The organism is Streptomyces sp. NPDC052236 (assembly GCF_044548015.1).
Taxonomy (GTDB): domain Bacteria; phylum Actinomycetota; class Actinomycetes; order Streptomycetales; family Streptomycetaceae; genus Streptomyces.
Genome location: NZ_JBIUBL010000005.1, coordinates 96,728 through 120,185 on the forward strand (window position 1 = coordinate 96,728; position 23,458 = coordinate 120,185).

The following is a 23,458-nucleotide window of genomic DNA, read 5'->3' on the forward strand; positions in this document are numbered from 1 at the left end:
AGGCGGATCCTATCCGTTTGTTTCGCTGTGGAATATTCCACCTGGTGGAAAGTACAAATGGGCGCCCTCTCGCTCAGGAGAGAGATCAAAAGGCCGGACCCGGGGGCGTCGTCGGCGTGACCAGCGCGAAAGCCTGCTGGGCGATTTCCCACTCTTCGTCCGTCGGGACCACCGCCACCGCCACCCGCGCGTGCGCCGCCGAGACGAGCCGCGCCTCGTCGGAACGTACGGTATTGAGCTCCGGGTCCAGCGTCAGCCCCAGCTCCTCCAGGCCCGCGACCGCCGCCGCACGTACCGGCGCCGAGTTCTCGCCGACCCCGGCGGTGAACGCGACCGCGTCCACCCGCCCGAGTACCGCGTAGTACGCGCCGATGTACTTCTTCAGCCGGTGTACGTAGATGTCGAACGCCAGCCGCGCCCGCTCGTCGCCCTCCCCGATCCGGCGTGCGATCTCCCGCATGTCGTTGTCCCCGCACAGGCCCACCAGCCCGCTCTTCTTGTTGAGCAGTTCGTCGATATCGTCCACCGACATGCCCGCGACCCGCTTGAGGTGGAAGGTGACCGCGGGGTCGATGTCACCGGAGCGGGTACCCATCACCAGCCCCTCCAGTGGCGTCAGTCCCATCGAGGTGTCCACGCACCGGCCGCCCGCGACCGCCGAAGCGGACGCTCCGTTGCCCAGGTGCAGCACGATGACGTTCACCTCGGAGGGAGCCTTGCCCAGCAGGGCCGCCGTCTTGCGGGAGACGTACGCGTGCGAGGTGCCGTGGAAGCCGTACCGGCGGATCCGGTGGGCGTCCGCCGTCTCGACGTCGATCGCGTAGCGCGCCGCCGACTCCGGCATCGTCGTGTGGAACGCGGTGTCGAAGACGGCGACCTGCGGGAGGTCCGGGCGCAGCGCCTGGGCGGTGCGGATGCCGGTGATGTTCGCCGGATTGTGCAGCGGTGCCACCGGGACCAGGCGCTCCACCTCGGCGAGCACCTCGTCCGTGATCACGGTGGGCGCGGTGAAGCGCAGGCCGCCGTGGACCACCCGGTGGCCGATCGCCGCCAGCTCGGGGGAGTCCAGGCCAAGACCGTCCTGCGCCAGCTCCTCGGCGACCGCCTTCAGGGCGGAGGCGTGGTCGGCGATCGGACCGGTGCGCTCGCGCTTCACCTCGCTGCCGTCGCCGGTCAGTGGGGTGTGCACCAGCCGGGAGGTTTCCTCGCCGATCCGCTCGACCAGGCCGACGGCCAGCCGCGGGCTGTTCCGCGCGCCCTCACGCATGTCGAGCAGCTGATACTTCAGCGACGACGATCCGGAGTTGAGGACCAGGACTCGGGTGGCGGCTGTGGCGGCTCTTGCGTTCATGCTGACGATGCTTTCGGTGTGAGGGGGCACGGATTACGAGCTCTCGGGCTGCTGCGAGGGCTGCGCCTGGATCGCCGTTATCGCGACCGTGTTCACGATGTCGCCGACCAGCGCGCCCCGCGACAGGTCGTTCACCGGCTTCCGCAGCCCCTGCATCACCGGCCCCACCGCCACGGCGCCCGCCGACCGCTGCACGGCCTTGTACGTGTTGTTGCCCGTGTTCAGGTCCGGGAAGATCAGCACCGACGCCCGGCCCGCCACCTCCGAGTCCGGCAGCTTCGTCGCCGCGACCGACGGCTCCACCGCCGCGTCGTACTGGATCGGGCCCTCGATCCGCAGGTCGGGGCGGGACGCCCGGACAAGTTCGGTCGCCTCCCGCACCTTGTCCACGTCCGCGCCGGTGCCGGAGGTGCCGGTCGAGTACGAGAGCATCGCGATCCGCGGCTCCACGCCGAACCGCGCCGCGGTCGCCGCCGACTGGACCGCGATGTCCGCGAGCTGCTCGGCGTTCGGGTCCGGGTTGACCGCGCAGTCGCCGTACACCAGCACCCGGTCCGCCAGGCACATGAAGAACACGGACGACACGATCCTGGCGTCCTGCCTGGTCTTGATGATCTCGAAGGCGGGGCGGATCGTCGCGGCCGTGGAGTGCACCGCCCCCGACACCATGCCGTCGGCCAGGCCCTCCTGCACCATCAGCGTGCCGAAGTAGTTCACGTCCGCGACCACGTCGTACGCCAGCTCCACCGTCACGCCCTTGTGGGCGCGCAGTGCGGCGTACCGCTCGGCGAAGCCCTGGCGCAGCTCGGAGGTCCGCGGGTCGATCAGCTGGGTCGACGGGCTGGAGGTGAGGTCGATGCCCAGGTCGGCGGCGCGCTTGCGGATGATCTCGGTGTCGCCGAGGAGCGTCAGATCGCAGACGTCGCGGCGGAGCAGTACGTCGGCGGCGCGCAGGACCCGCTCCTCCGTGCCCTCCGGCAGTACGACGCGGCGGCGGGCGGCGCGCGCCTGCTCCAGCAGTTCGTGCTCGAACATCATCGGCGTGACCCGGCCGCTGCGGGCCACCGAGATCCGGTCCAGCAGGTCGCCGGTGTCGACATGGCGCTCGAAGAGACCGAGCGCGGTCTCCGCCTTGCGCGGCGTTTCTGCGCTCAACTTGCCTTCCATCGCGAACAGTTCGGCCGCGGTGGGGAAGCTGTTCCCGGCGACGGAGATCACCGGGGTGCCGGGCGCGAGCCGGGCCGCCAGGGTGAGGATCTCCTTGCTCGGCCACTCGTTCAGCGTCAGCAGTACGCCCGCGATGGGCGGCGTGCCCGCGGAGTGCGCGGCCAGCGCGCCCACCACCAGATCGGCGCGGTCGCCGGGGGTGACGACCATGCAGCCGGGGGTGAGGGCCTTGAGGAAGTTCGGCAGCATCGCGCCGCCGAAGACGAAGTCCAGGGCGTCCCTGGCCAGGCCCGACTCGTCGCCGAGCAGCACCGTGCCGGCCAGGGCGTTGGTGATCTGGGCGACCGTGGGGGCCGCGAGGGCGGGCTCGTCGGGGAGTACGTAGCAGGGCACCGGGAGGCGGGACGACAGCCGCCCCGCTATGGTCTCGCGCTCCTCGGGGACGACCCGGTTGGCGACCATGGCGAGGATGTCGCAGCCCTGCGCCTCGTACGCCCGGTGGGCGTTGTGGGTCTCGGCCGCCACCGACTCGGCGGTCTGGTCCTTGCCGCCCACCACCGGGATCACGGAGGCGCCGAACTCATTGGCGAGGCGGGCGTTGAGCGCCAGCTCGTCGGGGAGCTGGGTGGCGGCGAAGTCGGTGCCCAGAACGAGTACGACCTCGTACTCCCGCGCCACCCGCAGGAAACGCTCGACGAGCCGGGTGACCAGCTCGTCGGTGCCCTTCTCGGCCTGGAGGGCGGTGGCCTCGGGATAGTCCATGCCGTACACGGTCGCCGGGTCCTGGGACAGCCGGTAGCGCACGCGCAGCAGATCGAAGAGGCGGTCGGGACGGTCATGGACGAGCGGGCGGAAGACGCCCACCCGGTCCACCTGGCGGGTCAGGAGTTCCATGACCCCCAGCTCGACCACCTGGCGGCCGTCGCCGCGGTCGATCCCGGTCACGTACACGCTGCGCGTCACGCGTGCTCTCCTGTCCATGCTGTGGCGTACAGGTCGTACAGTCGTGCAGTCGCACGGGCTCTACGGGTACAGATCGGAAAATTCACGCGAATTTGGGGGAAACTCCGAAAATTCCCGTGAATCTTGGGCGTGCCGAACGGCCGCCCCCGGCTCCATTGCCCTCTTGACAGTACCTCTGCGGGTGGCTAGTACGCCCGCCGGGACGGGGTGTCCAGCTGAGAGCGCGGGCCCCCGCGCGCCCGTGGAACAATTGAGCTTGGGCTCACACGTACCACCGGCAACTTACCGGCGAGCACACTGACGAGCAGGAGACACAGCACGATGCGCATCGGAGTTCTCACCGCAGGCGGCGACTGTCCGGGCCTCAACGCAGTGATCCGGTCGGTCGTGCACCGCGCCCTGGCCGGCCACAACGACGAAGTGATCGGCTTCGAGGACGGGTTCAAGGGCCTCCTCGACGGCCATTACCGGCCGCTCGACCTCAACGCGGTCAGCGGCATCCTCGCCCGCGGCGGCACGATCCTGGGCTCGGCCCGCCTGGAGCGCGGCAGACTGCGCGAAGCCGCCGAGAACGCCGCCGAGTTGGCGAAGCAGTACGGCATCGACGCGCTCATCCCGATCGGCGGCGAGGGCACGCTCACCGCGTCCGAGATGCTGGCGGAGGCGGGGATGCCCGTTGTCGGCGTACCGAAGACCATCGACAACGACATCTCCGGCACCGACCGCACCTTCGGCTTCGACACCGCCGTCATGGTCGCCACCGAGGCGATAGACCGGCTGAAGACGACCGCCGAGTCGCACCAGCGCGTCATGGTCGTCGAGGTCATGGGGCGGCACGCCGGGTGGATCGCGCTCGAATCGGGCATGGCGGGCGGTGCGCACGGCATCTGTCTGCCCGAGCGGCCCTTCCAGGTCGAGGACCTGGTGAAGATGGTCGAGGAGCGCTTCTCGCGCGGCAAGAAGTTCGCGGTCGTGTGCGTGGCCGAGGGCGCTCATCCGGCCGAGGGCTCGATGGACTACCGCAAGGGCGCGATCGATCAGTACGGGCATGAGCGCTTCCAGGGCATCGGCAACCGCCTCGCCGCGGAGCTGGAGCAGCGGCTCGGCAAGGAGGCGCGGCCGGTCATCCTGGGACATGTGCAGCGTGGCGGCACGCCGACGGCGTACGACAGGGTGCTCGCGACGCGCTTCGGCTGGCACGCGGTGGAGGCGGTGCACCGCGGCGAGTTCGGCATGATGACGGCGCTGCGCGGGACGGACGTGACGATGGTGCCGCTGGCGGAGGCGGTCACTCAGCTGAAGACGGTTCCGCAGGACCGGGTGTACGAAGCGGAGTCGGTGTTCTGAGCCGGCCGGTCCGCTGGTTCTTGTTGTCGAACGGCCTTCACCCCCCCCGCGGCGGTCAAGGCCGTTCGCGTTCCTGTACCAGCGACGCCGGTCAGCCCTTGACCGCGCCCGCCAGCGCGAAGCCCCCGCCCAGCCGCCGCGCGATCAGCACGTACAGCACCAGCACCGGCGCCGAGTACAGGATCGAGAACGCCGCCAGCTGCCCGTAGACCACCGAGCCGTAGTTCCCGAAGAAGGTGAAGATCGAGACCGACGCGGGCAGCTGCTCGGGGGAGAGGATCAGCATGAAGGGGACGAAGAAGTTTCCCCAGAGCTGGATGAAGGTGTAGATCGTCACCACGGTCAGCCCCGGTCCCATCAGGGGCAGTACGACCCTGGTCAGCGTCTGCAGACCTGACGCGCCGTCCGTCCAGGCCGCCTCCTCCAGGGCCACCGGGACGCCGTCCATGAAGTTCTTCATCAGCCAGATGGAGAACGGCAGTTGCGACGTGGCCAGAAACAGCCCCGTGCCGTACATCGTGTCGATCAGATTGACCTGCACGAAGAGCCCGTACACCGGGACCATGATCGCGGTGATCGGCAGACACGTCGTGAACAGAATCGTCAGCATGAACGGGCGGCTGAAACGCGAGCGGAGCCGCGAGAGCGGATACGCGGCGAGCGCCGCGCACACCACCGTCAGCAGGGTCGCGCCACCGCACAGCAGCAGGCTGTTCAGCATCGGCGTGAAGGTGATCTCGTCGGTGAGCACCGCGTCGAAGTTGTCCACGGTGACCGACGACGGAACCCGCAACCGCATATCCGCCTCCGCGTCCACCGAGGCCAGCAGCAGCCACCCCAGCGGAAGCGCGAAGGCCGCGGCGGTCAGCAGCAGCGCGCCGTTCGCGGCCAGCCGCTCCCGGGTGGCGCGGCGCATCACACCTCCACCTTCATCAGGCGCAGATAGACGATCGAGAACAGAGACCCCACCAGCAACAGCAGCAGCGCCACCGCCGTGCCATAGCCGATCAGGCTCTTCAGGAACGCCTGGTCGTACATGAACACCGGCAGCGTCTGGCTGCGGTTGCCCGGACCGCCGCGCGTCATCGCCCAGATCAGACCGAAGACCGACAGCGTGGAGAGCGTGTTCAGCATCAGATTCGTACCGATGGAGCGGCGGATCATCGGCAGCGTGATGTGCCAGACCCGGCGCGGCCCGCTCGCCCCGTCGACCTCCGCCGCCTCCGTGATGTCCCGGGGGATCTCGGCGAGCGCGGCGGAGTAGATCAGCATGGAGAAGGCCGTGCCGCGCCAGACGTTGGCGAAGGACACGGCCAGGATCGGCAGGGTGAACAGCCAGTTCTGGGACGGCAGGTGCAGCCAGTCCAGGATGGCGTTGAGCGTGCCCTCGCGGCGGAAGAAGGTGTACAGCAGGAACGCCGCGACGATCTCCGGCACCACCCACGCGGTGATGACCAGGGTGCCGGTGATGGTCCGTACGGGACGGGACGCGGCCCGCATCAGACCCGCGAGCGCCAGCCCCAGCGTGTTCTGGCCGATGATCGCCGAGACGAAGGTGAAGACGAGCGTGAGCCAGACGGCGTTACGGAAGTTGTCGTCGGCGAAGGCCCGGCGGAAGTTGTCCAGGCCGACGAAGGCGGAACCGGACGCGCCGGTCAGCTGGGTGTCGGTGAAGGCGATCCAGACGCAGTAGCCGATCGGCCCGGCGAGGAAGAGCAGCAGCAGGACGGTGGCGGGGGCGATCGGCGCCCACCGCCACAGGCCCTTTCTCGTGGTGCTCACTTGGTGATGACCGCGCCGTCGGCGATGGTCTTCAGCTGGTCGTTGTACGCCTTCGCCGCGTCGGCCGCCGAGGCGTCGCCCGTGGTCACCTTCTCCATCGCCTCACCGATGGCCGTGGAGACCTGCGGATAGACCGGCAGCGCCGGCCGGTAGTGGGTGTACTCGACCAGGGTGGTGAAGAAGTCGATGCCCGGCATGGCCTTCAGATACCGCGGGTCGGCGGCCACATCCTTGCGTACGGCGATCTGCGCGCCGACCACGCACCACTGCGTCGCGTTCTCCTTCGTCTGGAGCGTCTTGATGAACTCCCAGGCGAGGTCGGGATTCTTGGCCTTCTGCGGGATCGACCACGTCCAGCCGCCGGACATGGACACCTTGCCGGGCGCCTGCCCGTGCTGCGTGGGCATCGCGGTCTGGGCGAGCTCTGTGGACCACTCCGGCCACTCCTTGGGCCCCTTGTTGATCCAGTTCTGGCCCATCCAGGAGCCGTCCAGCGAGATCGCGAGCTTGCCCTCGGGGAGGAACTCGGTGGCGACGCGGGTGCCGATGTTGGGGTCGAGCGCGTCGGAGACGTCCGGGCCGAGCTTCTCCGCGTAGACCGTCCGTACGAAGCCGAGCGCGTCCTCGAACGCCTTGCCCGCGGCGACCCATTTCTTGGCGGCCGGGTCGTAGAGCGGGTCCTGCCCGGTGCCGTACAGCAGCATCTCGAACCCCTGCATCACGGCTGCCTCGCCGGGGCCCTTGCCGGTGTAGACATTGAGCGGAATGACGCCCGGGACCTTCTCCTTGACGGTGCGGGCCGCGGCCAGGACCTCGGCCCAGTTCTTGGGCTGCCAGTCGGCGGGCAGCCCGGCCTTCGCGAAGATGTCGCGGTTGAACCAGAGGCCGCGGGTGTCCGTGCCGTCCGGGATTCCGTACGTCTTGCCGTCCTCCGCCTTCGCCGCCTCCTTGGCGGTGTCGACGAACTGCGCCCACTGGTCCCACTTGGGCAGATACTCGTCCAGCGGCTTCAAGTATCCGGCTTTGATGTCGGAGTTGATGCGGAAGGTGTCCTCGTAGACCAGATCGGGCGCGGTCTTGGGGGAGCGCATCATCTGCTGCGCCTTGGTGGCGTAGTCGTTGTCCGGGGCCTGGATCGGGATCAGCTTGATCTTCTTGCCCGGGTGGTCCTTCTCGAACTGCTTCTTCACCGCCTCGAAATGAGCGTCCTTGAAGCGGATCTTGTTGTCGGTGGACCGGTTGTAGGCGACTTTGACGGTGTCCGGGTCGCCGCCGGAGCCGCTGCCGCCGCAGGCGGTGAGCGTTCCCGCGGCGAGCGCGGTGACTGCGGTGAGCGCGGTGACGAGGGTCAGTGGGGCGGTGGGGCGCACTGGCACGACCTCCTCTGAGCCGGGCGGCTCGGGCCACGAGGGCTGCCCGGTGACCGTAGGACCGGCTCATTGACAAGGTCAATCCCCCGTGCGGAGTGCGGTTTTGGGGGGAGCGTGCTTCAGCGCCCGGCTCAGCGCCCGGTTCAGTGCGCGGACGGAATCCAGCGGTACTGGAGCTCGGGGCGTCCCACCTGCCCGTACTGGGGACTGCGCGCCGCGCGCCCGTCCGTCACCAGGTGTTCGAGATACCGGCGCGCGGTGATCCGCGAGATGCCGACGGCGGCCCCTGCCTCGGTCGCCGTCAGCCCGGCCGGTGACTCGCGCAGGGAACGCGTGACCGCCTCCAGCGTCGGCCCGCTGAGCCCCTTGGGCAGCCCGGCGGGCCGCGGCGCCCGGAGCGCGGCGATCGCCCGGTCCACCTCGTCCTGGCCACTGGCCTCACCGGCGGCGGCGCGGAATTCGGCGTACCGGCAGAGCCTGTCGCGCAGGGTGGCGAAGGTGAACGGCTTCAGGACGTACTGGACGACCCCGAGGGACACGCCCTCGCGGACGATGGCGAGATCGCGGGCGGAGGTGACGGCGATGACGTCCGCGTGGTGCCCGGCGGCACGCAGGGACCGGACGAGATGGAGGCCGTGCCCGTCGGGCAGATAGAGGTCGAGGAGCAGCAGGTCGACCTCGGTGCGCTCCAGCAGGCGTACGGCTTCGGCGCGCGAGTGCGCGACCCCGGCGACGGCGAAGCCGGTGACCCGGCCGACGTAGAGGGCGTGCGCGTCGGCGGCGACGGGGTCGTCCTCGACGACGAGGACCCGGATGGGCTCGCTCATACGGACACCTCCGCGACGGCGAGTCTTCGCGACCAGGCTCGGTTCGGGGCGGGCCCTGAGCCCTGGCGATGCGCCGGTGTCGTCTGGGTACCTCTGCGGTACGCGGCGACAGCGGCGGCGCCCGTACGGTGCGGTGCCGTCCGGGAAAACCAAGCCTCTTCGGCGGAAAACCAAGCCTCTCCGGCGTTTGAGGAGCGGGGTTCGGGGCGGAGCCCCGACAGGGGCCGGACACCTACAGCCCCGTCGGCGTTTGAGGCGCTGGGGGTCCCCCCACGCCCGCAGGGCGTAGGGGGCGGGTTCGGGGGCAGCGCCCCCGACAGGGGCCGGACGTCTACAGCCTCTCCGGCGATTGAGGAGCGGGGTTCGGGGCGGAGCCCCGGGGGCCGGACGCTTACAGCCGCTCCGCTCATGCGGACACCTCCGCCATCCGCAGCGGCAGCCGTACCGTGAATTCCGCGCCCCCGTCCGGGCCCTGCGTGAGCTCCACCGTGCCCCGGCTGCGGTGCACCGCCTGCTGGACCAGCGCCAGGCCGAGGCCGCGCCCCGCGCCGTGCGTGGACCAGCCGCGCCGGAACACCGACTCCGTGTCCGCCGGGTCGACCCCCGCGCCGGTGTCGCCGACCCGCAGCAGCAGTTCCTCCGACTCCGCGTCCGCCCGCGCGGTGACGGTGACCCGGGCGCGCCTGGCCCCCGCCCCCGCCCCCGGCGCGACCGCCGCCTCCGACGCCGCGTCCAGCGCGTTGTCGATCAGGTTGCCCAGAATCGTCACCAGGTCGCGCGGCGGCAGCGACGGCGGAAGCACTCCGTCGTCAATACGGCTGTCCTCCGTGAGGCTCAGCTCCACTCCCTGCTCGTTCGCCTGCGCCGCCTTGCCCAGCAGCAGCGCGGCCAGCACCGGCTCCCCGACCGCCGCCACCACTCGGTCGGTCAGCACCTGGGCCAGTTCCAGTTCCGCCGTGGCGAAGTCGACCGCCTCCTCCGCGCGGCCGAGCTCGATCAGCGAGACGACCGTGTGCAGGCGGTTCGCCGCCTCGTGGGCCTGGGAACGCAGCGCCTGCGTAAAGCCGCGCTCCGAATCCAGCTCGCCGGACAGCGCCTGGAGCTCGGTGTGGTCGCGCAGGGTGACGACCGTGCCGCGCTGTTCGCCGCCGACGACCGGGCTGGTGTTCACGACGATGATCCGGTCGGCGGTCAGATGTACCTCGTCCACCCGGGGCTCGGACGCCAGCAGCGCTCCCGTGAGCGGCACCGGCAGCCCCAGCTCGGCCACCGGGCGGCCGACCGCGCCGTCGTCCAGGCCGAGCAGCTCGCGCGCCCCGTCGTTGAAGAGGGCGACGCGCCGCTGCCCGTCGAGCATCAGCAGCCCCTCGCGCACGGCGTGCAGCGCGGCTTGGTGGTAGTCGTGCATATGGCTCAGTTCGGCCGCGTTCATGCCGTGAGTATGCCGCCGCAGCCGCGCATTGATGACGTACGTGCCCACGCCGCCCAGCGCGAGCGCCCCGCCCGCCACGCCGAGCAGCCCGGCGACCTGCTTGCGCGCCTGCTCGCTGATCTCGCGGATGGTGATGCCCGCGCTGACGAGCCCGGTGATCCTCCGCCCGTTCCCCTCGCCGTCGTATACGGGGACCACCGTCCGTACCGAAGGGCCCAGCGTGCCCACGTACGTCTCGCTGTACGTCTCGCCCCGCAGCGCGGGAGCAATGCGGCCGAGATACGTCTTGCCTATCTGGGCCGGCTCCGGATGCGTCCAGCGCGTCCCGTCCGGAGCCATGATCACCAGGAAGTCGACCCCCGCGTCCTTGCGCAGCCCCTCCGCGTACGGCTGGAGCCGCGCCGAGGGGTCGGCCGAGCGCGCGGCCTCGATCACCGAGGGCGAGCGCGCGGCGGCTGCCGCGGTGACCTTCGTCTGCACGCGCGCGCTCTCCTCAGCCTGGGACCGACCAACGACGTACGTGAAGAGGGCGTAGCCCACCACAATCACGGCGACCAGCACGACCTGCATGGCGAAGAGCTGTGCGGCGAGGCTGCGGGGAACGGGTGGGCGCATGTAACAAGTCTGCCTGGCCGATTTTATGTGAACGAAACGCACGCAACGGTGACCCGCATCACAGCCTCGTGAATAGTCACGGACATCCAGTGCGGGACATGGACCTGGACGCAGACCCAGACTCAGACTCAATGAGGAGGCACGCCGTGGCAGCACAGGCCGCAAAGCGGGACCGTACCCACTATCTTTACATCGCCGTGATCATCGCGGTCGTGGCCGGCATCGCTGTGGGCCTGGCCGCCCCCGACTTCGCCACCGAGCTGAAGCCGCTCGGCACGGGCTTCGTGAACCTGATCAAGATGATGATCTCGCCGATCATCTTCTGCACGATCGTGCTGGGCATCGGCTCCGTACGCAAGGCCGCCAAGGTCGGCGCGGTCGGCGGTATCGCGCTCGCCTACTTCATGGTGATGTCGCTGGTCGCCCTCGCCATCGGCCTGGTCGTCGGCAACATCCTGCACCCCGGTACGGGCCTGGCTGTGACCGACGCGGTCAGGGAGGCAGGCCAGGGCGCGGTCGCGGACGAGGCCAAGGACACGGTCGAGTTCCTGCTCGGGATCATCCCGGAGACCATGGTTTCCGCCTTCACCGCGGGTGAGGTCCTGCAGACCCTGCTCGTCGCGCTGCTCGCGGGCTTCGCGCTCCAGGCGATGGGCCCGGTCGGCCGTCCGGTGCTGCGCGGTGTCGAGCACATCCAGCGGCTCGTCTTCCGCATCCTCGCGATGGTGATGTGGGCCGCGCCGGTCGGTGCCTTCGGCGCGATCGCCGCCGTCACGGGATCCGCCGGTCTGGACGCGCTCAAGAGCCTCGCGGTGCTGATGCTCGGGTTCTACGTCACCTGTTTCCTCTTCGTCTTCATCGTGCTCGCCGCGCTGCTGCGCGCCGTGGCGGGGCTCAACATCCTCTCGCTCTTCAAGTACCTGGGCCGTGAGTTCCTGCTGATCCTGTCCACCTCCTCCTCCGAGTCCGCGCTCCCGCGGCTCATCGCGAAGATGGAGCACCTGGGCGTGTCCAAGCCGGTGGTCGGCATCACCGTTCCGACCGGCTACTCCTTCAACCTCGACGGCACCATGATCTACATGACCATGGCGTCGCTCTTCATCGCCGACGCGCTGGGCACCCCGATGTCGATCGGGGACCAGATCCCGCTTCTGCTCTTCCTGTTCGTGGCGTCGAAGGGCGCGGCGGGCGTCAGCGGCGCCGGTCTTGCCACGCTGGCGGGCGGCCTGCAGTCGCACCGCCCGGAGCTGGTGGACGGCGTCGGCCTGATCGTCGGCATCGACCGCTTCATGAGCGAGGCGCGTGCGCTGACGAACTTCGCGGGCAACGCGGTCGCGACGGTGCTGATCGGGACCTGGACCAAGGAGATCGACAAGACGCAGGTCACCGAGGTCCTGGCCGGAAGGCTCCCCTTCGACGAGAAGACGCTGCTGGACGAGGGCCACGAGGTCCCGGACGCGGACGAGGACGTGACTGCGGGCCCCGAGGACGACAAGGCCCCCGTAGCCCTGACGAAGGTCTGAGTCGAAGGTCTGGGACGAGGCCTGACGGGCGGGTACCGAAGCCCGTCAGGCCGTCCGCCCACCGAGTTACTGCCAAGTACTACCGCCGGTAACAGGGACGTGACATCGTATGCGCCAGTCATGGCATGCACATGCGAAGGGACGGTTCCCGTGCTACGTCTTCCGGCACTGCTCGCGCTCACGCTCACGCTTGCCGTGGGCTCCGTAACGGCCTCATCGGCCTCCGCTGCCCCGCCCTCCGCCTTCCCCCAGGCGGAGGGCGGTCTGCGTCAGGCCGCACTGGCTGATGCCGCGCTGCGCGATGTCGTCGTCGTCGGCAACAGCGTCGACGGCACCGTGAGCTTCATCGACTCGCGTACGTACAAGAATCTCGGCTCGATCGACGTCATCCCCGACCTCGATGACGTGCTCGGGGCGATGGACCCGTTCAGGCGCGCCGCGTACGAGATCGTCAAGCAGCAGGCGGGCGGCGACAAGTTTGTCGACGACGCCCATGTCTCGCCGGACGGGCGCACGCTGTATGTCTCGCGCGGCAATCTGGGCGACGCGGCCGCGTACGACATCGCGAGCGGTCGGCAGCTGTGGCGTACGGCTGTCGCGGGCCTCAAGGCGGACCACGCGACGCTCTCGCCGGACGGCAAGACCTTCGTGATCTCGGCCATCACGGACTCCAAGGCGCAGACGATGGACACCGCGACCGGCCGGATCGCCGGGGAGTTCCCGACCGGCACGTACCCGCACGAGAACATGTACTCGGCGAACGGCGCGCGTATCTACAACATGTCGATCGGCATCACCTCGTTCCTGAAGGCGTTCAATTTCCTCAAGGGCACCAAGCAGGTGACGGTCGCGGACGCGAAGACCCTGAAGGTGGTGCGGAAGTACACCTTCGACGTCGGTGTCAGGCCCGCCGTGATCACACCGGACGAGAAGACGATGTACGCGCAGCTGTCGTATCTCAACGGTTTCATCGAGTACGACCTGGTGACCGGCAAGACGGTACGTACGGTGGAGATGCCGTTCAGTGCGGCGGCCGGCGCGATGAACCCCGACGACTATCCGCAGAACTCGGCGCACCACGGCATGGCGATGAACGCGGCGGGCGACAAACTGTGCATGTCGGGCACGATTGACGACTACACGGCCGTCGTCTCCCGCCCCGGCCTGACGACGGACGGCTTTGTGCACTACCCGCAGGGCTCCCTGCCGTACTGGACGGTGACGTCGCCCGACGGCAAGCACTGCTTCGTCTCGCTGTCCAACCGCGACGAGGTGTCGGTGGTGGACTACGCGACCGCGAAGGAGGTCGCGCGGGTGAAGGTCGGCGACTTCCCGCAGCGGGAGCGGGTGGCGAAACTGGCGGAGGGCGCGCTGGGAGGCCTGACGAGGTAGAGGTGGTGGACGCGGTAGACGCGGTAGACGCGGTAGACGCGGTAGTCACGCCGTTTCGAGTGCCGCCAGCTCCGCTTCGCTGAGTACGAGATCGGCGGCTGCCGCCGAGTCCCGGATGGAGAGCGGCCGGCTCGCCCCCGGGATCGGGATCACCGTCGGCGACTTCGCCAGCAGCCAGGCCAGGGCGACCTGCTGGGGGCTGGCCCCGCGCTCGCGCGCCACGTCGTGGAACGCGGCGTAGGGCCTCGTCCCGGCCAGTGCGGACGGCCCGTCCAGCGAACTCCGCGAGATCCCGCCGAGCGGACTCCACGGCAGGAAGGCGAGGCCGAGTTGCGCGCACAGCCGCAGCTCCGCCTCGCTGTCGCGTACCTCGGGCGAGTACCGGTTCTGTACGGAGACCAGCCGGTCGCCCAGCACCTCCCTCGCCAGCAGGATCTGCTCCGTATCGGCGTTGGAGATCCCGGCGAACCGGATCGTGCCCTCGGAAAGCAGTTCGTGGAGTGCGCCGAGTGAATCGGCGTAGGGCACGGCCGGGTCGGGCTTGTGCAGCTGATACAGGCCGATCGCGCCCACGCCGAGCCGGGCGAGCGAGTCCCGGGCGGCCCGCTTCAGATGGGCGGGGTCGCCGTTGACCGTCCAGCCGCCGTCGGGGGTGCGGCCCCGGCCGCCCTTGGTGGCGACGACGACGGAGTCCGTATCACCGCCGTATGCGGCGAGCGCGCGGCGTACGAGCAACTCGCCCGGCCCCGGTGCGCCGCCGGGCGGGTGGTACGAGTCGGCCGTGTCGATCAGCGTCACGCCCGCGTCGAGGGCGGCATGGAGGGTGGCGAGGCCCTGGTGCTCGTCCGGGTGTCCCTCGATGGACAGCGGCATGGCGCCGAGCCCGATCGCGCTCACCCGGAGTTCACCGCCGAGCGTGCGATACCGCATTACGACACCAGGGTTTCGGCAATGGCCTGGGGCAGCCATTCGGAAGTGTCGCGGAAGGTGTAACCCAGCCGCGCGGCACGTGAGTTGTCCATGGCGTACGAGCGGGCGAAGGAGAAGGGCGAGACCTCACCGACCTCCACCGCATGGAATTCTGCTTTTCCGCCGGTCGTGCGCTCGATCTCCGCGCAGATGTCGGCGGTGGTGAGCGGGCCGTACGCGTTCGCATTCACCGGTCCTGTGAATTCCTGGCCCGCCGCCCACGCCAGGAAATCGGCGATCTCCTCGACGTACACATAGGTGGCGGGGTGGTTCTCGGCGGGTACGGCGATGGGCTCACCCGCCCGGATCCGGGCCGCGTAGTGGCCGACGCGCCCGGTGAAGTCGTCGGCCCCGCCCAGCACGTGCGCGACGCGCACGGACACATACGGGAAGGCGGGACCACCCTCGGAATCCTGGGCGAGGACTGCCTCCGCCTGCCGCTTTCCCTCACCGTAGTGCTCCTCGCGGAAGTCCGGGTCGTCCCACGGTGCCGCCGTATCGACGGCCACTGTCAGCGGATCGACGGCGTCCTCGCGGACGGGCGCGGCGGAGTGCTCGTACTCGTACACCTCGACGGTGGACGTCAGCACATAGCGGCGCGTGCGGCCCGCGAATACGCGGCGGGCGAGCCGCGCCTGGCGCGGCGTATAGCAGACCTGGTCGAATACGACGTCGAAAGTACGCGTTCCGAGTGCGGCGCGCAGGGAAGCCTCGTCATCGCGGTCGGCGATGAGGTGAGTGACTCCGGAAGGAGGCTCGGATGACCCTCGGTTGATGACGGTGACATGGTCTCCGTAATTCAGCAGCCGCTCGATCAACCGCTTTCCGAAATACCGGTTTCCGCCGATGACGCATATCTCGCGCATTGCCAACTCCCCCTCGTGGTACGTGCCTCAAGTGTTACGTTTACGGGCCACGTCCTGAAGGGGGAGTCATGGGAGATCGGGCCGTCCTGCCGAAAGAACCACGGCAGTTGCGAGCTGCCGCCGATGAAACGTCGGCGGCGTACGCGGCGACCGCTTTTGACGCGGTCGACCGGCAGATCCTGGAGCTCGTCCAGACCGACGGCCGCATCAAGCTCAGCGAACTCGGCCGCCGGGTGCGGCTGAGCCCGGCGGCGGTGACGGAGCGGGTCCGCCGACTGGAGGCGGGCGGCGCGATCACCGGCTACGGGGCGCATGTCTCCCCGGCGCGCCTCGGCTATGGCATCCAGGCGTTCATCCGCGTCAACCCGCACGGTGGCTACAACCTGAAGCACCCCAGGACGCTGGAGCTGCTGGCCCGTCCCGAGGTGATCGAAGCCCACCATGTGGTCGGCGAGGACTGCTGGATCATCAAGGTCGCGGTGACCGACACGGTCCATCTGGAGCAGGTGCTGGAGGACGTCTCGGCGCTGGGCCGTACGACGACGTCGATCGTGCTGACCTCACCGGTGGCCCGGAAGCCACTGCTGCCCCCGCGCTGACGGACCGGAGCTGAATCCCATTGCCTTGACGCCGACGTCAAGGATTACCGTCGACGTCATGCGAATCGGCGAGCTGGCGGAGCGGGCCGGGACGACCACCCGCACTCTGCGCTACTACGAGTCCCGCGGGCTCCTGCCCGTCCGGCGTGCGGTGAACGGCTACCGCGCCTACGACGAGGAGGACCTGCGGCTGCTCCAGCAGATCCGTACCCTCCAGGACTTCGGCTTCGAGCTGGAGGAGACCCGCCCCTTTGTCGAATGCCTGCGCGCCGGGCACCCGGCGGGGGATACGTGCCCGGCCTCGCTCGCCGTGTACCGGGCGAAACTCGGCGAGCTGGACACGCTCATCGAGCAGCTCCAGTCGGCACGCGCGCAGGTCGGGGCGCAGCTCGCGCGGGCCGAACTGGAAGCGCAGGCGGAGGTTCCGGGCGGTCCGGAACCACGCTGCGCATTGACGGATGGAGGGGAAGACCGGTGATCCACGCGAAAGGCGTCGCCGAGGTGACGGACAACGACTTCGAGGAGGAGGTGCTGAAGGCCGACCTGCCGGTCCTGGTGGAGTTCACCGCCGACTGGTGCCCGCCGTGCCGCCAGATAGCGCCTGTCCTGAGCGCCATCGCCAGTGAGGAGGCGGACAGGCTCAAGATCGTACAGCTGGATGTGGACACCAATCCGGAGACGACGGTGCGGTACGGGGTGCTGTCGATGCCGACGTTGATGGTGTTCCGTGGCGGCGAACCGGTGAAGTCGATGGTGGGTGCCCGCCCGAAGCGCAGGCTGCTCCAGGAGCTGGAGGACGTGGTCCCGCCGAGCATCACCGCGCTGCACCACGAGCCGAAGCACTCCTGAGGACGTCGGGCATTTCGGGCTCCTTCAGAGTGCGCAGAAGAAGCCAGCCGACGGCAGGCAGTGCGATCAGCGGGGCGAGGGCGGTCCGCAGGGAGGCGGCGTCGGCGAGGGCGCCGATGAGCGGCGTCGCGATGCCGCCGATGCTGACGGTCAGGCCCAAGGTGACACCGCCGGCGGTGCCCACGCGCTGGGGCAAGTAGTCCTGGCCGAGGGTGATGTGCAGGGAGAAGGGCACATACAGGCCCGCCGAGGTGAGGGCGACAAACACATAGAGCAGCGGCCCTGGAACGAAGACCACGCCCGCCACGGCGAGAACGGTCAGCGCGTAGGACCACTGCACGACCGGGATACGGCCGTGGCGGGTGGCGAACTTCCCGCCGGCCACGGTGCCCACCGCGCCACCGAGGTACAGCACGAACAGCGCGGCCATACCGGAGACCTCTCCTCCGCCGGTGCGCTGGCGCACATGCAGTGAGATGAACGCGCTGAGGCCGACGAACACAATCGACCGGCACGCGATGGCCCCCGACAGCTTGATGAACGACGCCCAGTCGTCCCTGCCGACGACCCGGCTCGCCCGAGCGTCCGCTGTCGCTGCGGCGGGGGCTTTCGTGCCTTTCATACCTGTCGTGGCACTACCGCGCAGCGCGGCCACGCACAGCGCCGTACCTGCGAGGGCGGGGACGACCAGCAGAGGGGAGGCGCGCAGGCCGTAGGTGGCGATGACGGCGGAGACCAGCAGGGGCGCGGCGGCGAAGCCGAGGTTGCCGCCGAGGGAGAACCAGCCCATCGCGGTGTGGCTGCCGCGGCTGGCGACTCGTGCCACGCGTGCGGCTTCCGGGTGGTACGCGGCGATGCCGATCCCGGATATCGCGACGGCCGCCAGGGTGAGGGCGTACGAGTCACTGACACCGGCGAGGGAGACTCCGACGCCACCCACCAGCGTGCTCACGGGCAGCAGCCACGGCATGGCCCACTTGTCGGTGAGGGCCCCGAACAACGGCTGCACCACCGAGGACAGCAGAGACGCGGCCAGGACGATGCCGGAGGCGGCGGCGTAGCTGTAGGAGCGTTCGGAGACGAAGAACGGCACCAGGGCGGCCACCGCTCCCTGGTAGACGTCCACGCAGGCATGTCCCAGGGACAGCAGCGTGATGGGCCGGGTGCGTTGCCCGGTACGTGAGGTCTGGTTCGCTGACACCTGCCCATCGTCGCCACGGCTTGACCTGGCGCGCTTCCGATAAAATGCCAACCCATGCCGGACATCCGCCATATCCGCCACAGGCCCGAAGCGCCCACCCGCACCCAGGCGCTGGCTCCCGGCGAGAGCATCGACGCGCACCATCACGACGACCACCAGATCGTCTACGCGGGCTCCGGCGTCCTGGCCGTCACCACAGGCGTCGGCACCTGGTTCGCCCCCGGCACGCGTGCCATCTGGGTCCCCGCCGGCTGCGTCCACGCCCACCGCGCCCACGGCCACCTCGCCCTGCACCTGCTGGGCCTGCCGCCCGGCATCAACCCGCTCGGCCTCGACACCCCGACCGTCATCGCGGTCAGTCCGCTCCTGCGCGAACTGATCCTCGCCTACACCCGGGCACCCCACGACGACACCCCCGAGAGGCTGCGCCTGCGCGCGGTTCTCCTCGACCAACTGCGTGCCTCACCCCAGGAACCCGTGCAACTGCCCGCCCCCACCGACCCCCGGCTCGCAGCCGTCTGCGACGTCCTGCACCACAACCCCGCGGACGCGCGCACACTGGCCGCCCTGGCAACCACAGCGGGAGCCGGTGAGCGCACCCTCAGCCGCCTCTTCCGCCGCGAACTGGGCATGACCTTCCCTCAGTGGCGCACCCAGCTGCGGCTGTACCACTCCCTGCGCATGCTGGCGGAGGATGTGTCGGTCACCACGGTCGCGCACCACTGCGGCTGGTCCTCCACCAGCGCCTTCATCGACGTCTTCCGCCGTGCGTTCGGGTACACGCCCGGTACGCACAATCGCCGTCCCTGACCCCTGGCTACAATCCGAAGTTAAAGTCTTCGTAGCAAGAGCGATCACACGGAGAGCAGCGGGGGACGGGGTCATGGGGTTCGATCAGGAGTGGGCCGGGGCGCGCGCCGACGCGAGTGAACGGCAGGCGGTGGCCATGCGGTTGAACCGGGCCGACGACGGCCCGGGTGCGGGACCCGGGGCAGCGGGACCGCCCGATCAGGCGTCGACGCCGGCCACGAAGAAGGCCGCCGCGAACACCATCGAGACCGAGCTTGAGCCGAACACCGGCAAGGCGGCCACCTGGGCCGACGTGGCGACCGACACGGCCATCACCGGATTCGCTGGGTGGGCCACCGCCGTTGGGCTGAAGACGGTGCAGACCACGTGGGACAGCCAGGTCAAGACCCTCACGGGACGGCTCACCGCGGAGAAGGGCGCCCTGAGGGCCACCGCCACGACGGTCAGCAACTTCGAACTGGACCGGAAGCAGCGGTTCAGCGGCCTCCAGTCGGGCATCGGCAGGTACTGAGTCACGGTCAGGTCCGCAGCGGCATGACGACCGGCGTGACAACCGGCATGACGGCCTGACCGCGCAACCGCTTCGACGCCCCAAGGGAATGCAGCATGCTGACGTATTACGAGGTCATGACCACCGACTTTGGCAGCCTCTCCACCGCCGCAGACAAATGGCAGGAGATGGTGGGAGAGCTCCACAAGGTGGAGGAGCGCTACCGCGACAGCGTTCAGAAGATCACGATGGACACCACCTGGATCGGCGAAAGCGCGAACGCGGCCCACACGAACTTCGCCGCGACCCGCTATGAGTACCAGGCCGCCCAGAGGCAGGCGAAGGCGACCGCGACTCTGCTCCGTAACGCCCATCAGCAGTTCGTGGAACTCAAGAAGCAGCTCGCGACCGCCCGTGCCGATGCGGTCAAGGCCGGTATGAAGGTCTCCGAGCAGGGAAACGTCGCCTTCGACTACGACAGTCTCTCCGCATCCGAACGCAGCGCGCTCCGGCACGACCCGGACTACGCGGCAAGCGTCAAGACGAGCGAGCAGTCCTGGGCCGATCTCATCAAGTACTACGTCGAGGCGATGGACGACGCCGACCAGGATCTCAAGAGAGACCTGGAGGCCGTCGTCAAGGACGCCCAGGGCAACAAGAACGACGAGACCGGCGGCACCGGGTTCAACGGTGACGCGGGCAAGGTCGCCAAGGCCGACGACCAGCAGAAGACCGACCGTATGAACCTCGCATGGCTGGACATGCGGGACAACGAGTCCCTGGACGACTACATCAAGCGCCTCCAGCGCGACGGGATGACCCGCCTGACGGGCAACCCGCAGCTCGCCCAGCTCGTCTCGCAGTTCACGAGCGGTGCGATCACGGCCGGCGCCTTCTCCGGTGCCCTCACCGCGGCCGGGCTGTACTCGTACAAGCTGTCCAAGGCCCTGCGGCCGCCCTTCACGCATCCCACCGCGCCCGGCACCTTCCTCTCCCGCCACTTCAACATGAGGCTGGCCGGCGCCGCCCCGGGAAGTCTGCTGGGCCGGGTGCCCCCTGGTCTGGCGACCGCGCTGACGGGGTCGGACGAGGCGGCCATGCTCGGCGGGTTCATGCGGAACGGGGCGTTCTTCATGCCGACGGCCGCGGAGGCCAACCTGGTCAAGGTCGCCCAGAACGGCGGCCTCGCCAATGCCGCGAAGGCGGCCGGCTGGATGCGCGGTGCGGGTGTGGTCGGCGGTGTCGCCGCCACGGCCTACGGCGTGGCCAACCTCACGACGTACAACGCGGACATGATCAAGGCGGATCCCGCGAAGTTCGCCTCCGACCTCACCGGGACGGCGTTCAGCGCCTCCATGACCGCCCTGACCGTGGCACCCAACCCGGTTACGCTCGGATTGGCCGTGGGCACAGGTGTGCTCTACGGCGGCGCCCTGATCTGGGACCACCACGAGGCGATAGGCGACGGGCTGGAGAAGGCGGGGGACTGGGTCGGCGACAAGGCGTCGGAGGTTGGTTCGGACATCGCCGACGGCGCGAAGAAGCTCGGCAGCGCACTCAACCCGTTCGACTAGCCAGGAAGCTGGCCAGGAAGCAAGGAAGCGTATGCACACCGCCGCCACCCCGTTCACGTTGCATGCCTGGAAAGAGGGCAACCGGCACGACTACCGGTCCGGCTGGAAGGGCACCTCGCACGAGTTCGGCGACATCACGCTGACCTGTCCGTTGCCCCGGACCGCGTCGGCAACGGTCGTATCCGAGGTGCGCGGCGGCCTGATCCCCACGGCAAGCTTCGAGGCGCGCGGGATCCACACGGACGTGGTGCGGCTCCCCACCCTGAACCGCTCGACCCTCCGCGTCGGAGACGCCATGGTCTACATGACGCGCAACCGGTGGGGAGCGACGCACCAGCAGCGCTCCCTGCAACTGAAGTACGCCGGTGACCGCTACCGGATGTGGGCGGTCGATGCCCGTGAGTACGTCGTCTCCCGGGAGGCGGACAACGAGGACCCCGGAGTCACCATCAGGGTGCGCGAGTCCGGACGCGGCAAGCGCAAGCAGCTCGCGGTGCAGGTGACGGGCCAGGTAGGCGAGGGTGACATCTCCCTCGCGTTGATCTTCGCCGGTGTCGACCGGTCCGCGCTCACGCGACGCGGGGCCGTGCGCGCGGGCTTCTCCCGGGTGACCCACCTCTTTGCGGAGTCCCAGTACTGACCGCCACTGACCGCGTTCCGGCCGGATCGCGATGATTTCAACACGTAAGCGAGTATGCGCATGCCTTCATACGATGTGACCAGGTCTCGGTTCCGGCTGAGCGACGACCATGTCTTCCTCCTCGCCCAGTTGGCGACCGGGCAGCCGGTCCCCGCGAGGCTGGAGCCCGCCGCGGACGAGCTACGCGAAAGCGGCCTGATCAACCGGACCGGAGAGCTCTCTGTTCTGCTCCTTCCGCTGATGAAGACACTCGTCAGCCCAGGAGTGATCATCTCTCTGGAGGCGGGCGGCCGGCAGGACACGCTGCATCATGGCCTGCTCATCGGGGACGATCACGTCATTTCCCATGAGAGCTGGCCCGGAGAGGCCGAGGCCGAATACCGGCTCGTGGAGCCGAAGATGCTGGTCTGGACGCTGGCGAGCATGGTCAACCTGCAGCGGTCCGCTCCCCGCCACGACACGAATGTCACTGTCGTCGAGACCACGGTCGCCACTGTCGAGGCCGGCATCGCCGCCCTGGGCGTGCCCCTCGCCGAGGGTGGCGAAGAGCGCGAGCATCTGCGGAAGGCCCTGGTGGCAGGGGGTGCCCCTGCCGGACCTGAGCTGCTGCTCGTCGCCGACCTGATAGCGGACCTGCGGTCGAGCTGGCGCATGACCGCGGCCTGGCAGAGCCGACAGGACGGCCAGGAGGGCGTGGAGGCACGCGGATTCGCCATATGGGACTGCGGCCCTCTCGGCTACTGGCACCGGGAACTTCCCGCCGAGCCCGTCGCGGCGGGGCAGACCGGACCCGACAGCACCTTCAGGCTGGTGCGTGTGGAGGCGAAGAAGGTCTGGGAGATGATCACCGGACTTCTGCCGGCGGAGGGGGAGATCACGCACCGGTGAGGGATGGCCGCCAGTGGTGCGCTCAGGAGCGCGGACCGAGGAACAGGCCACCACTTGCGTCGATGATCTGACCGGTGATCCAGCGGGCAGCGTCGGAGGCGAGGAACGCGACTACGCCGGCGACATCGTCGGGCCCGCCCAGCCGGTCGAGCGCCGTCATTCCGGCGATCTGCTCGGCGAGGCCCGGCACTTCGAAGAAGGACCCGTTGGTCGCGGTCCGGGTGGCGCCGGGAGCGACCGCGTTCACCGTGATTCCCCGGGAACCGAGTTCGTTGGCCAAGGTCATGCTCATCGTCTCGACCGCGCCCTTCGTCATGGCGAAGGACGTCTGGGTGGGGTTGGCCATCCGGGTCGCCACGGACGAGATCGTGATGATGCGGCCACCGTCGCGAAGCATGGGCAGCGCATTCTGGATGATGAAGTACGGCGCTCGCACGTTCACCGCGAAGAGGTGGTCGAACTCCGCCCGTGTCGTTGCTCCGAGCGGACCGGCGGGCGCAGCCGCCGCGTTGTTGACGAGGATGTCGAGCGGCCGCCCGGCCAGGCCGGCCTCGACTCCCGCGAAGAGCGTCTCGACGTCGTCATCCACGCCCAGCTCGGCCTGGACGGCGAGCGCGGTTCCACCGGTACGTTCGATTGCGTCGACCGTCGCCGTCGCACCGTCCTTGTCCGTGCCGAAGTGCACGATGACCATGGCCCCGTCCGCGGCAAGCCGGGCCGCGATGGCCTGCCCGATGCCGCGCGACGCCCCGGTCACGAGAGCCGTCCTGCCGGTCAGATCGCTCATACCGTCCACCCCACCC

Annotated in this window: 22 protein-coding genes; 11 read left to right on the top strand and 11 right to left on the bottom strand. The window is 69.3% G+C overall.

Annotated features, from left to right (window positions below; genetic code table 11):
* Positions 1 to 85 precede the first annotated feature (85 nt).
* Both ACIHCQ_RS10995 and pta read right to left on the bottom strand, forming a co-directional pair.
* A complete protein-coding gene (locus ACIHCQ_RS10995) occupies positions 86 to 1,351 on the bottom strand; it encodes an acetate kinase (protein ID WP_399660307.1) in 1,266 nt (421 codons plus the stop codon).
* A 33-nt stretch (positions 1,352 to 1,384) separates the two neighbouring features.
* The gene (gene pta, locus ACIHCQ_RS11000) at positions 1,385 to 3,481 is read right to left on the bottom strand and encodes a phosphate acetyltransferase (RefSeq protein ID WP_399660308.1); all 2,097 of its coding nucleotides are present in this window, start codon (positions 3,479 to 3,481) and stop codon (positions 1,385 to 1,387) included.
* A gap of 321 nt (positions 3,482 to 3,802) precedes the next feature.
* Here pta and ACIHCQ_RS11005 point away from each other — a divergent pair, with 321 nt between their 5' ends.
* Complete coding sequence (locus tag ACIHCQ_RS11005; protein ID WP_399660311.1) at positions 3,803 to 4,828, top strand: ATP-dependent 6-phosphofructokinase; 1,026 nt, start codon at positions 3,803 to 3,805, stop codon at positions 4,826 to 4,828.
* A gap of 91 nt (positions 4,829 to 4,919) precedes the next feature.
* Here ACIHCQ_RS11005 and ACIHCQ_RS11010 read toward each other — a convergent pair whose 3' ends face one another.
* The 5 genes from ACIHCQ_RS11010 to ACIHCQ_RS11030 all read right to left on the bottom strand — a co-directional run bounded on the left by ACIHCQ_RS11010 (position 4,920) and on the right by ACIHCQ_RS11030 (position 10,854).
* Positions 4,920 to 5,744, bottom strand: coding sequence for a carbohydrate ABC transporter permease (locus ACIHCQ_RS11010; protein ID WP_399660314.1), 825 nt, complete (start codon positions 5,742 to 5,744; stop codon positions 4,920 to 4,922).
* The gene (locus ACIHCQ_RS11015) at positions 5,744 to 6,610 is read right to left on the bottom strand and encodes a carbohydrate ABC transporter permease (protein ID WP_399660317.1); all 867 of its coding nucleotides are present in this window, start codon (positions 6,608 to 6,610) and stop codon (positions 5,744 to 5,746) included. The genes ACIHCQ_RS11010 and ACIHCQ_RS11015 overlap by 1 nt, the downstream gene beginning before the upstream one ends.
* Positions 6,607 to 7,980, bottom strand: coding sequence for an extracellular solute-binding protein (locus ACIHCQ_RS11020; protein WP_399660320.1), 1,374 nt, complete (start codon positions 7,978 to 7,980; stop codon positions 6,607 to 6,609). Before ACIHCQ_RS11020 ends, ACIHCQ_RS11015 begins: the two co-directional genes overlap by 4 nt.
* Before the next feature lie 143 nt (positions 7,981 to 8,123).
* Positions 8,124 to 8,807: a response regulator gene (locus ACIHCQ_RS11025; RefSeq protein ID WP_399660324.1), complete on the bottom strand. Its 684-nt coding sequence runs from the start codon at positions 8,805 to 8,807 to the stop codon at positions 8,124 to 8,126.
* Between the two features lie 406 nt (positions 8,808 to 9,213).
* Positions 9,214 to 10,854 (bottom strand): ATP-binding protein, encoded by a 1,641-nt coding sequence (locus tag ACIHCQ_RS11030; RefSeq protein WP_399660326.1) that lies wholly within the window; start codon positions 10,852 to 10,854, stop codon positions 9,214 to 9,216.
* Between the two features lie 131 nt (positions 10,855 to 10,985).
* Between ACIHCQ_RS11030 and ACIHCQ_RS11035 the strand changes: the two genes are divergently transcribed.
* Together ACIHCQ_RS11035 and ACIHCQ_RS11040 are read left to right on the top strand one after the other, a co-directional pair.
* Positions 10,986 to 12,377 (top strand): cation:dicarboxylate symporter family transporter, encoded by a 1,392-nt coding sequence (locus tag ACIHCQ_RS11035; protein ID WP_399660329.1) that lies wholly within the window; start codon positions 10,986 to 10,988, stop codon positions 12,375 to 12,377.
* A 150-nt stretch (positions 12,378 to 12,527) separates the two neighbouring features.
* Positions 12,528 to 13,769, top strand: coding sequence for a YncE family protein (locus ACIHCQ_RS11040; RefSeq protein WP_399660332.1), 1,242 nt, complete (start codon positions 12,528 to 12,530; stop codon positions 13,767 to 13,769).
* A gap of 45 nt (positions 13,770 to 13,814) precedes the next feature.
* On the opposite strand, the gene ACIHCQ_RS11045 is transcribed toward ACIHCQ_RS11040, so the two are convergent.
* Both ACIHCQ_RS11045 and ACIHCQ_RS11050 read right to left on the bottom strand, forming a co-directional pair.
* Positions 13,815 to 14,699: an aldo/keto reductase gene (locus ACIHCQ_RS11045; protein WP_399660335.1), complete on the bottom strand. Its 885-nt coding sequence runs from the start codon at positions 14,697 to 14,699 to the stop codon at positions 13,815 to 13,817.
* Positions 14,699 to 15,604, bottom strand: coding sequence for an NAD-dependent epimerase/dehydratase family protein (locus ACIHCQ_RS11050; RefSeq protein ID WP_399660337.1), 906 nt, complete (start codon positions 15,602 to 15,604; stop codon positions 14,699 to 14,701). The genes ACIHCQ_RS11045 and ACIHCQ_RS11050 overlap by 1 nt, the downstream gene beginning before the upstream one ends.
* 68 nt (positions 15,605 to 15,672) lie before the next feature.
* Between ACIHCQ_RS11050 and ACIHCQ_RS11055 the strand changes: the two genes are divergently transcribed.
* The 3 genes from ACIHCQ_RS11055 to trxA are packed head-to-tail and all read left to right on the top strand — an operon-like array spanning position 15,673 to position 17,052.
* Positions 15,673 to 16,203 (top strand): Lrp/AsnC family transcriptional regulator, encoded by a 531-nt coding sequence (locus tag ACIHCQ_RS11055; protein WP_399660340.1) that lies wholly within the window; start codon positions 15,673 to 15,675, stop codon positions 16,201 to 16,203.
* A gap of 58 nt (positions 16,204 to 16,261) precedes the next feature.
* The gene (locus tag ACIHCQ_RS11060) at positions 16,262 to 16,681 is read left to right on the top strand and encodes a MerR family transcriptional regulator (RefSeq protein ID WP_399660343.1); all 420 of its coding nucleotides are present in this window, start codon (positions 16,262 to 16,264) and stop codon (positions 16,679 to 16,681) included.
* On the top strand, positions 16,678 to 17,052 hold the full coding sequence (trxA, locus tag ACIHCQ_RS11065; protein WP_399660346.1) for a thioredoxin: 375 nt from the start codon (positions 16,678 to 16,680) through the stop codon (positions 17,050 to 17,052). Before ACIHCQ_RS11060 ends, trxA begins: the two co-directional genes overlap by 4 nt.
* On the opposite strand, the gene ACIHCQ_RS11070 is transcribed toward trxA, so the two are convergent.
* Positions 17,018 to 18,253, bottom strand: a complete 1,236-nt coding sequence (locus tag ACIHCQ_RS11070) for an MFS transporter (protein WP_399660349.1) — start codon at positions 18,251 to 18,253, stop codon at positions 17,018 to 17,020. The two genes, trxA and ACIHCQ_RS11070, sit on opposite strands and share 35 nt — an antisense overlap.
* Positions 18,254 to 18,307: 54 nt before the next feature.
* Here ACIHCQ_RS11070 and ACIHCQ_RS11075 point away from each other — a divergent pair, with 54 nt between their 5' ends.
* The 5 genes from ACIHCQ_RS11075 to ACIHCQ_RS11095 all read left to right on the top strand — a co-directional run bounded on the left by ACIHCQ_RS11075 (position 18,308) and on the right by ACIHCQ_RS11095 (position 22,655).
* Positions 18,308 to 19,063 carry an AraC family transcriptional regulator gene (locus tag ACIHCQ_RS11075; RefSeq protein ID WP_399660352.1) on the top strand — a complete coding sequence of 252 codons (756 nt, stop codon included), beginning with the start codon at positions 18,308 to 18,310 and terminating at the stop codon, positions 19,061 to 19,063.
* A 73-nt stretch (positions 19,064 to 19,136) separates the two neighbouring features.
* Positions 19,137 to 19,574: a hypothetical protein gene (locus ACIHCQ_RS11080; RefSeq protein ID WP_399660355.1), complete on the top strand. Its 438-nt coding sequence runs from the start codon at positions 19,137 to 19,139 to the stop codon at positions 19,572 to 19,574.
* 95 nt (positions 19,575 to 19,669) lie between these two features.
* Positions 19,670 to 21,127 (top strand): hypothetical protein, encoded by a 1,458-nt coding sequence (locus ACIHCQ_RS11085; protein WP_399660358.1) that lies wholly within the window; start codon positions 19,670 to 19,672, stop codon positions 21,125 to 21,127.
* Positions 21,128 to 21,158: 31 nt separating this feature from the next.
* Complete coding sequence (locus ACIHCQ_RS11090) at positions 21,159 to 21,767, top strand: hypothetical protein (protein ID WP_399660360.1); 609 nt, start codon at positions 21,159 to 21,161, stop codon at positions 21,765 to 21,767.
* 75 nt (positions 21,768 to 21,842) lie between these two features.
* A complete protein-coding gene (locus ACIHCQ_RS11095) occupies positions 21,843 to 22,655 on the top strand; it encodes a histidine kinase (RefSeq protein ID WP_399660363.1) in 813 nt (270 codons plus the stop codon).
* 22 nt (positions 22,656 to 22,677) lie between these two features.
* Here the strand turns inward: ACIHCQ_RS11095 and ACIHCQ_RS11100 are convergent, their stop codons facing one another.
* Entirely contained in the window at positions 22,678 to 23,442 is a 765-nt protein-coding gene (locus ACIHCQ_RS11100) for an SDR family oxidoreductase (RefSeq protein ID WP_399660365.1), read from the bottom strand.
* Between the last annotated feature and the right edge of the window lie 16 nt (positions 23,443 to 23,458).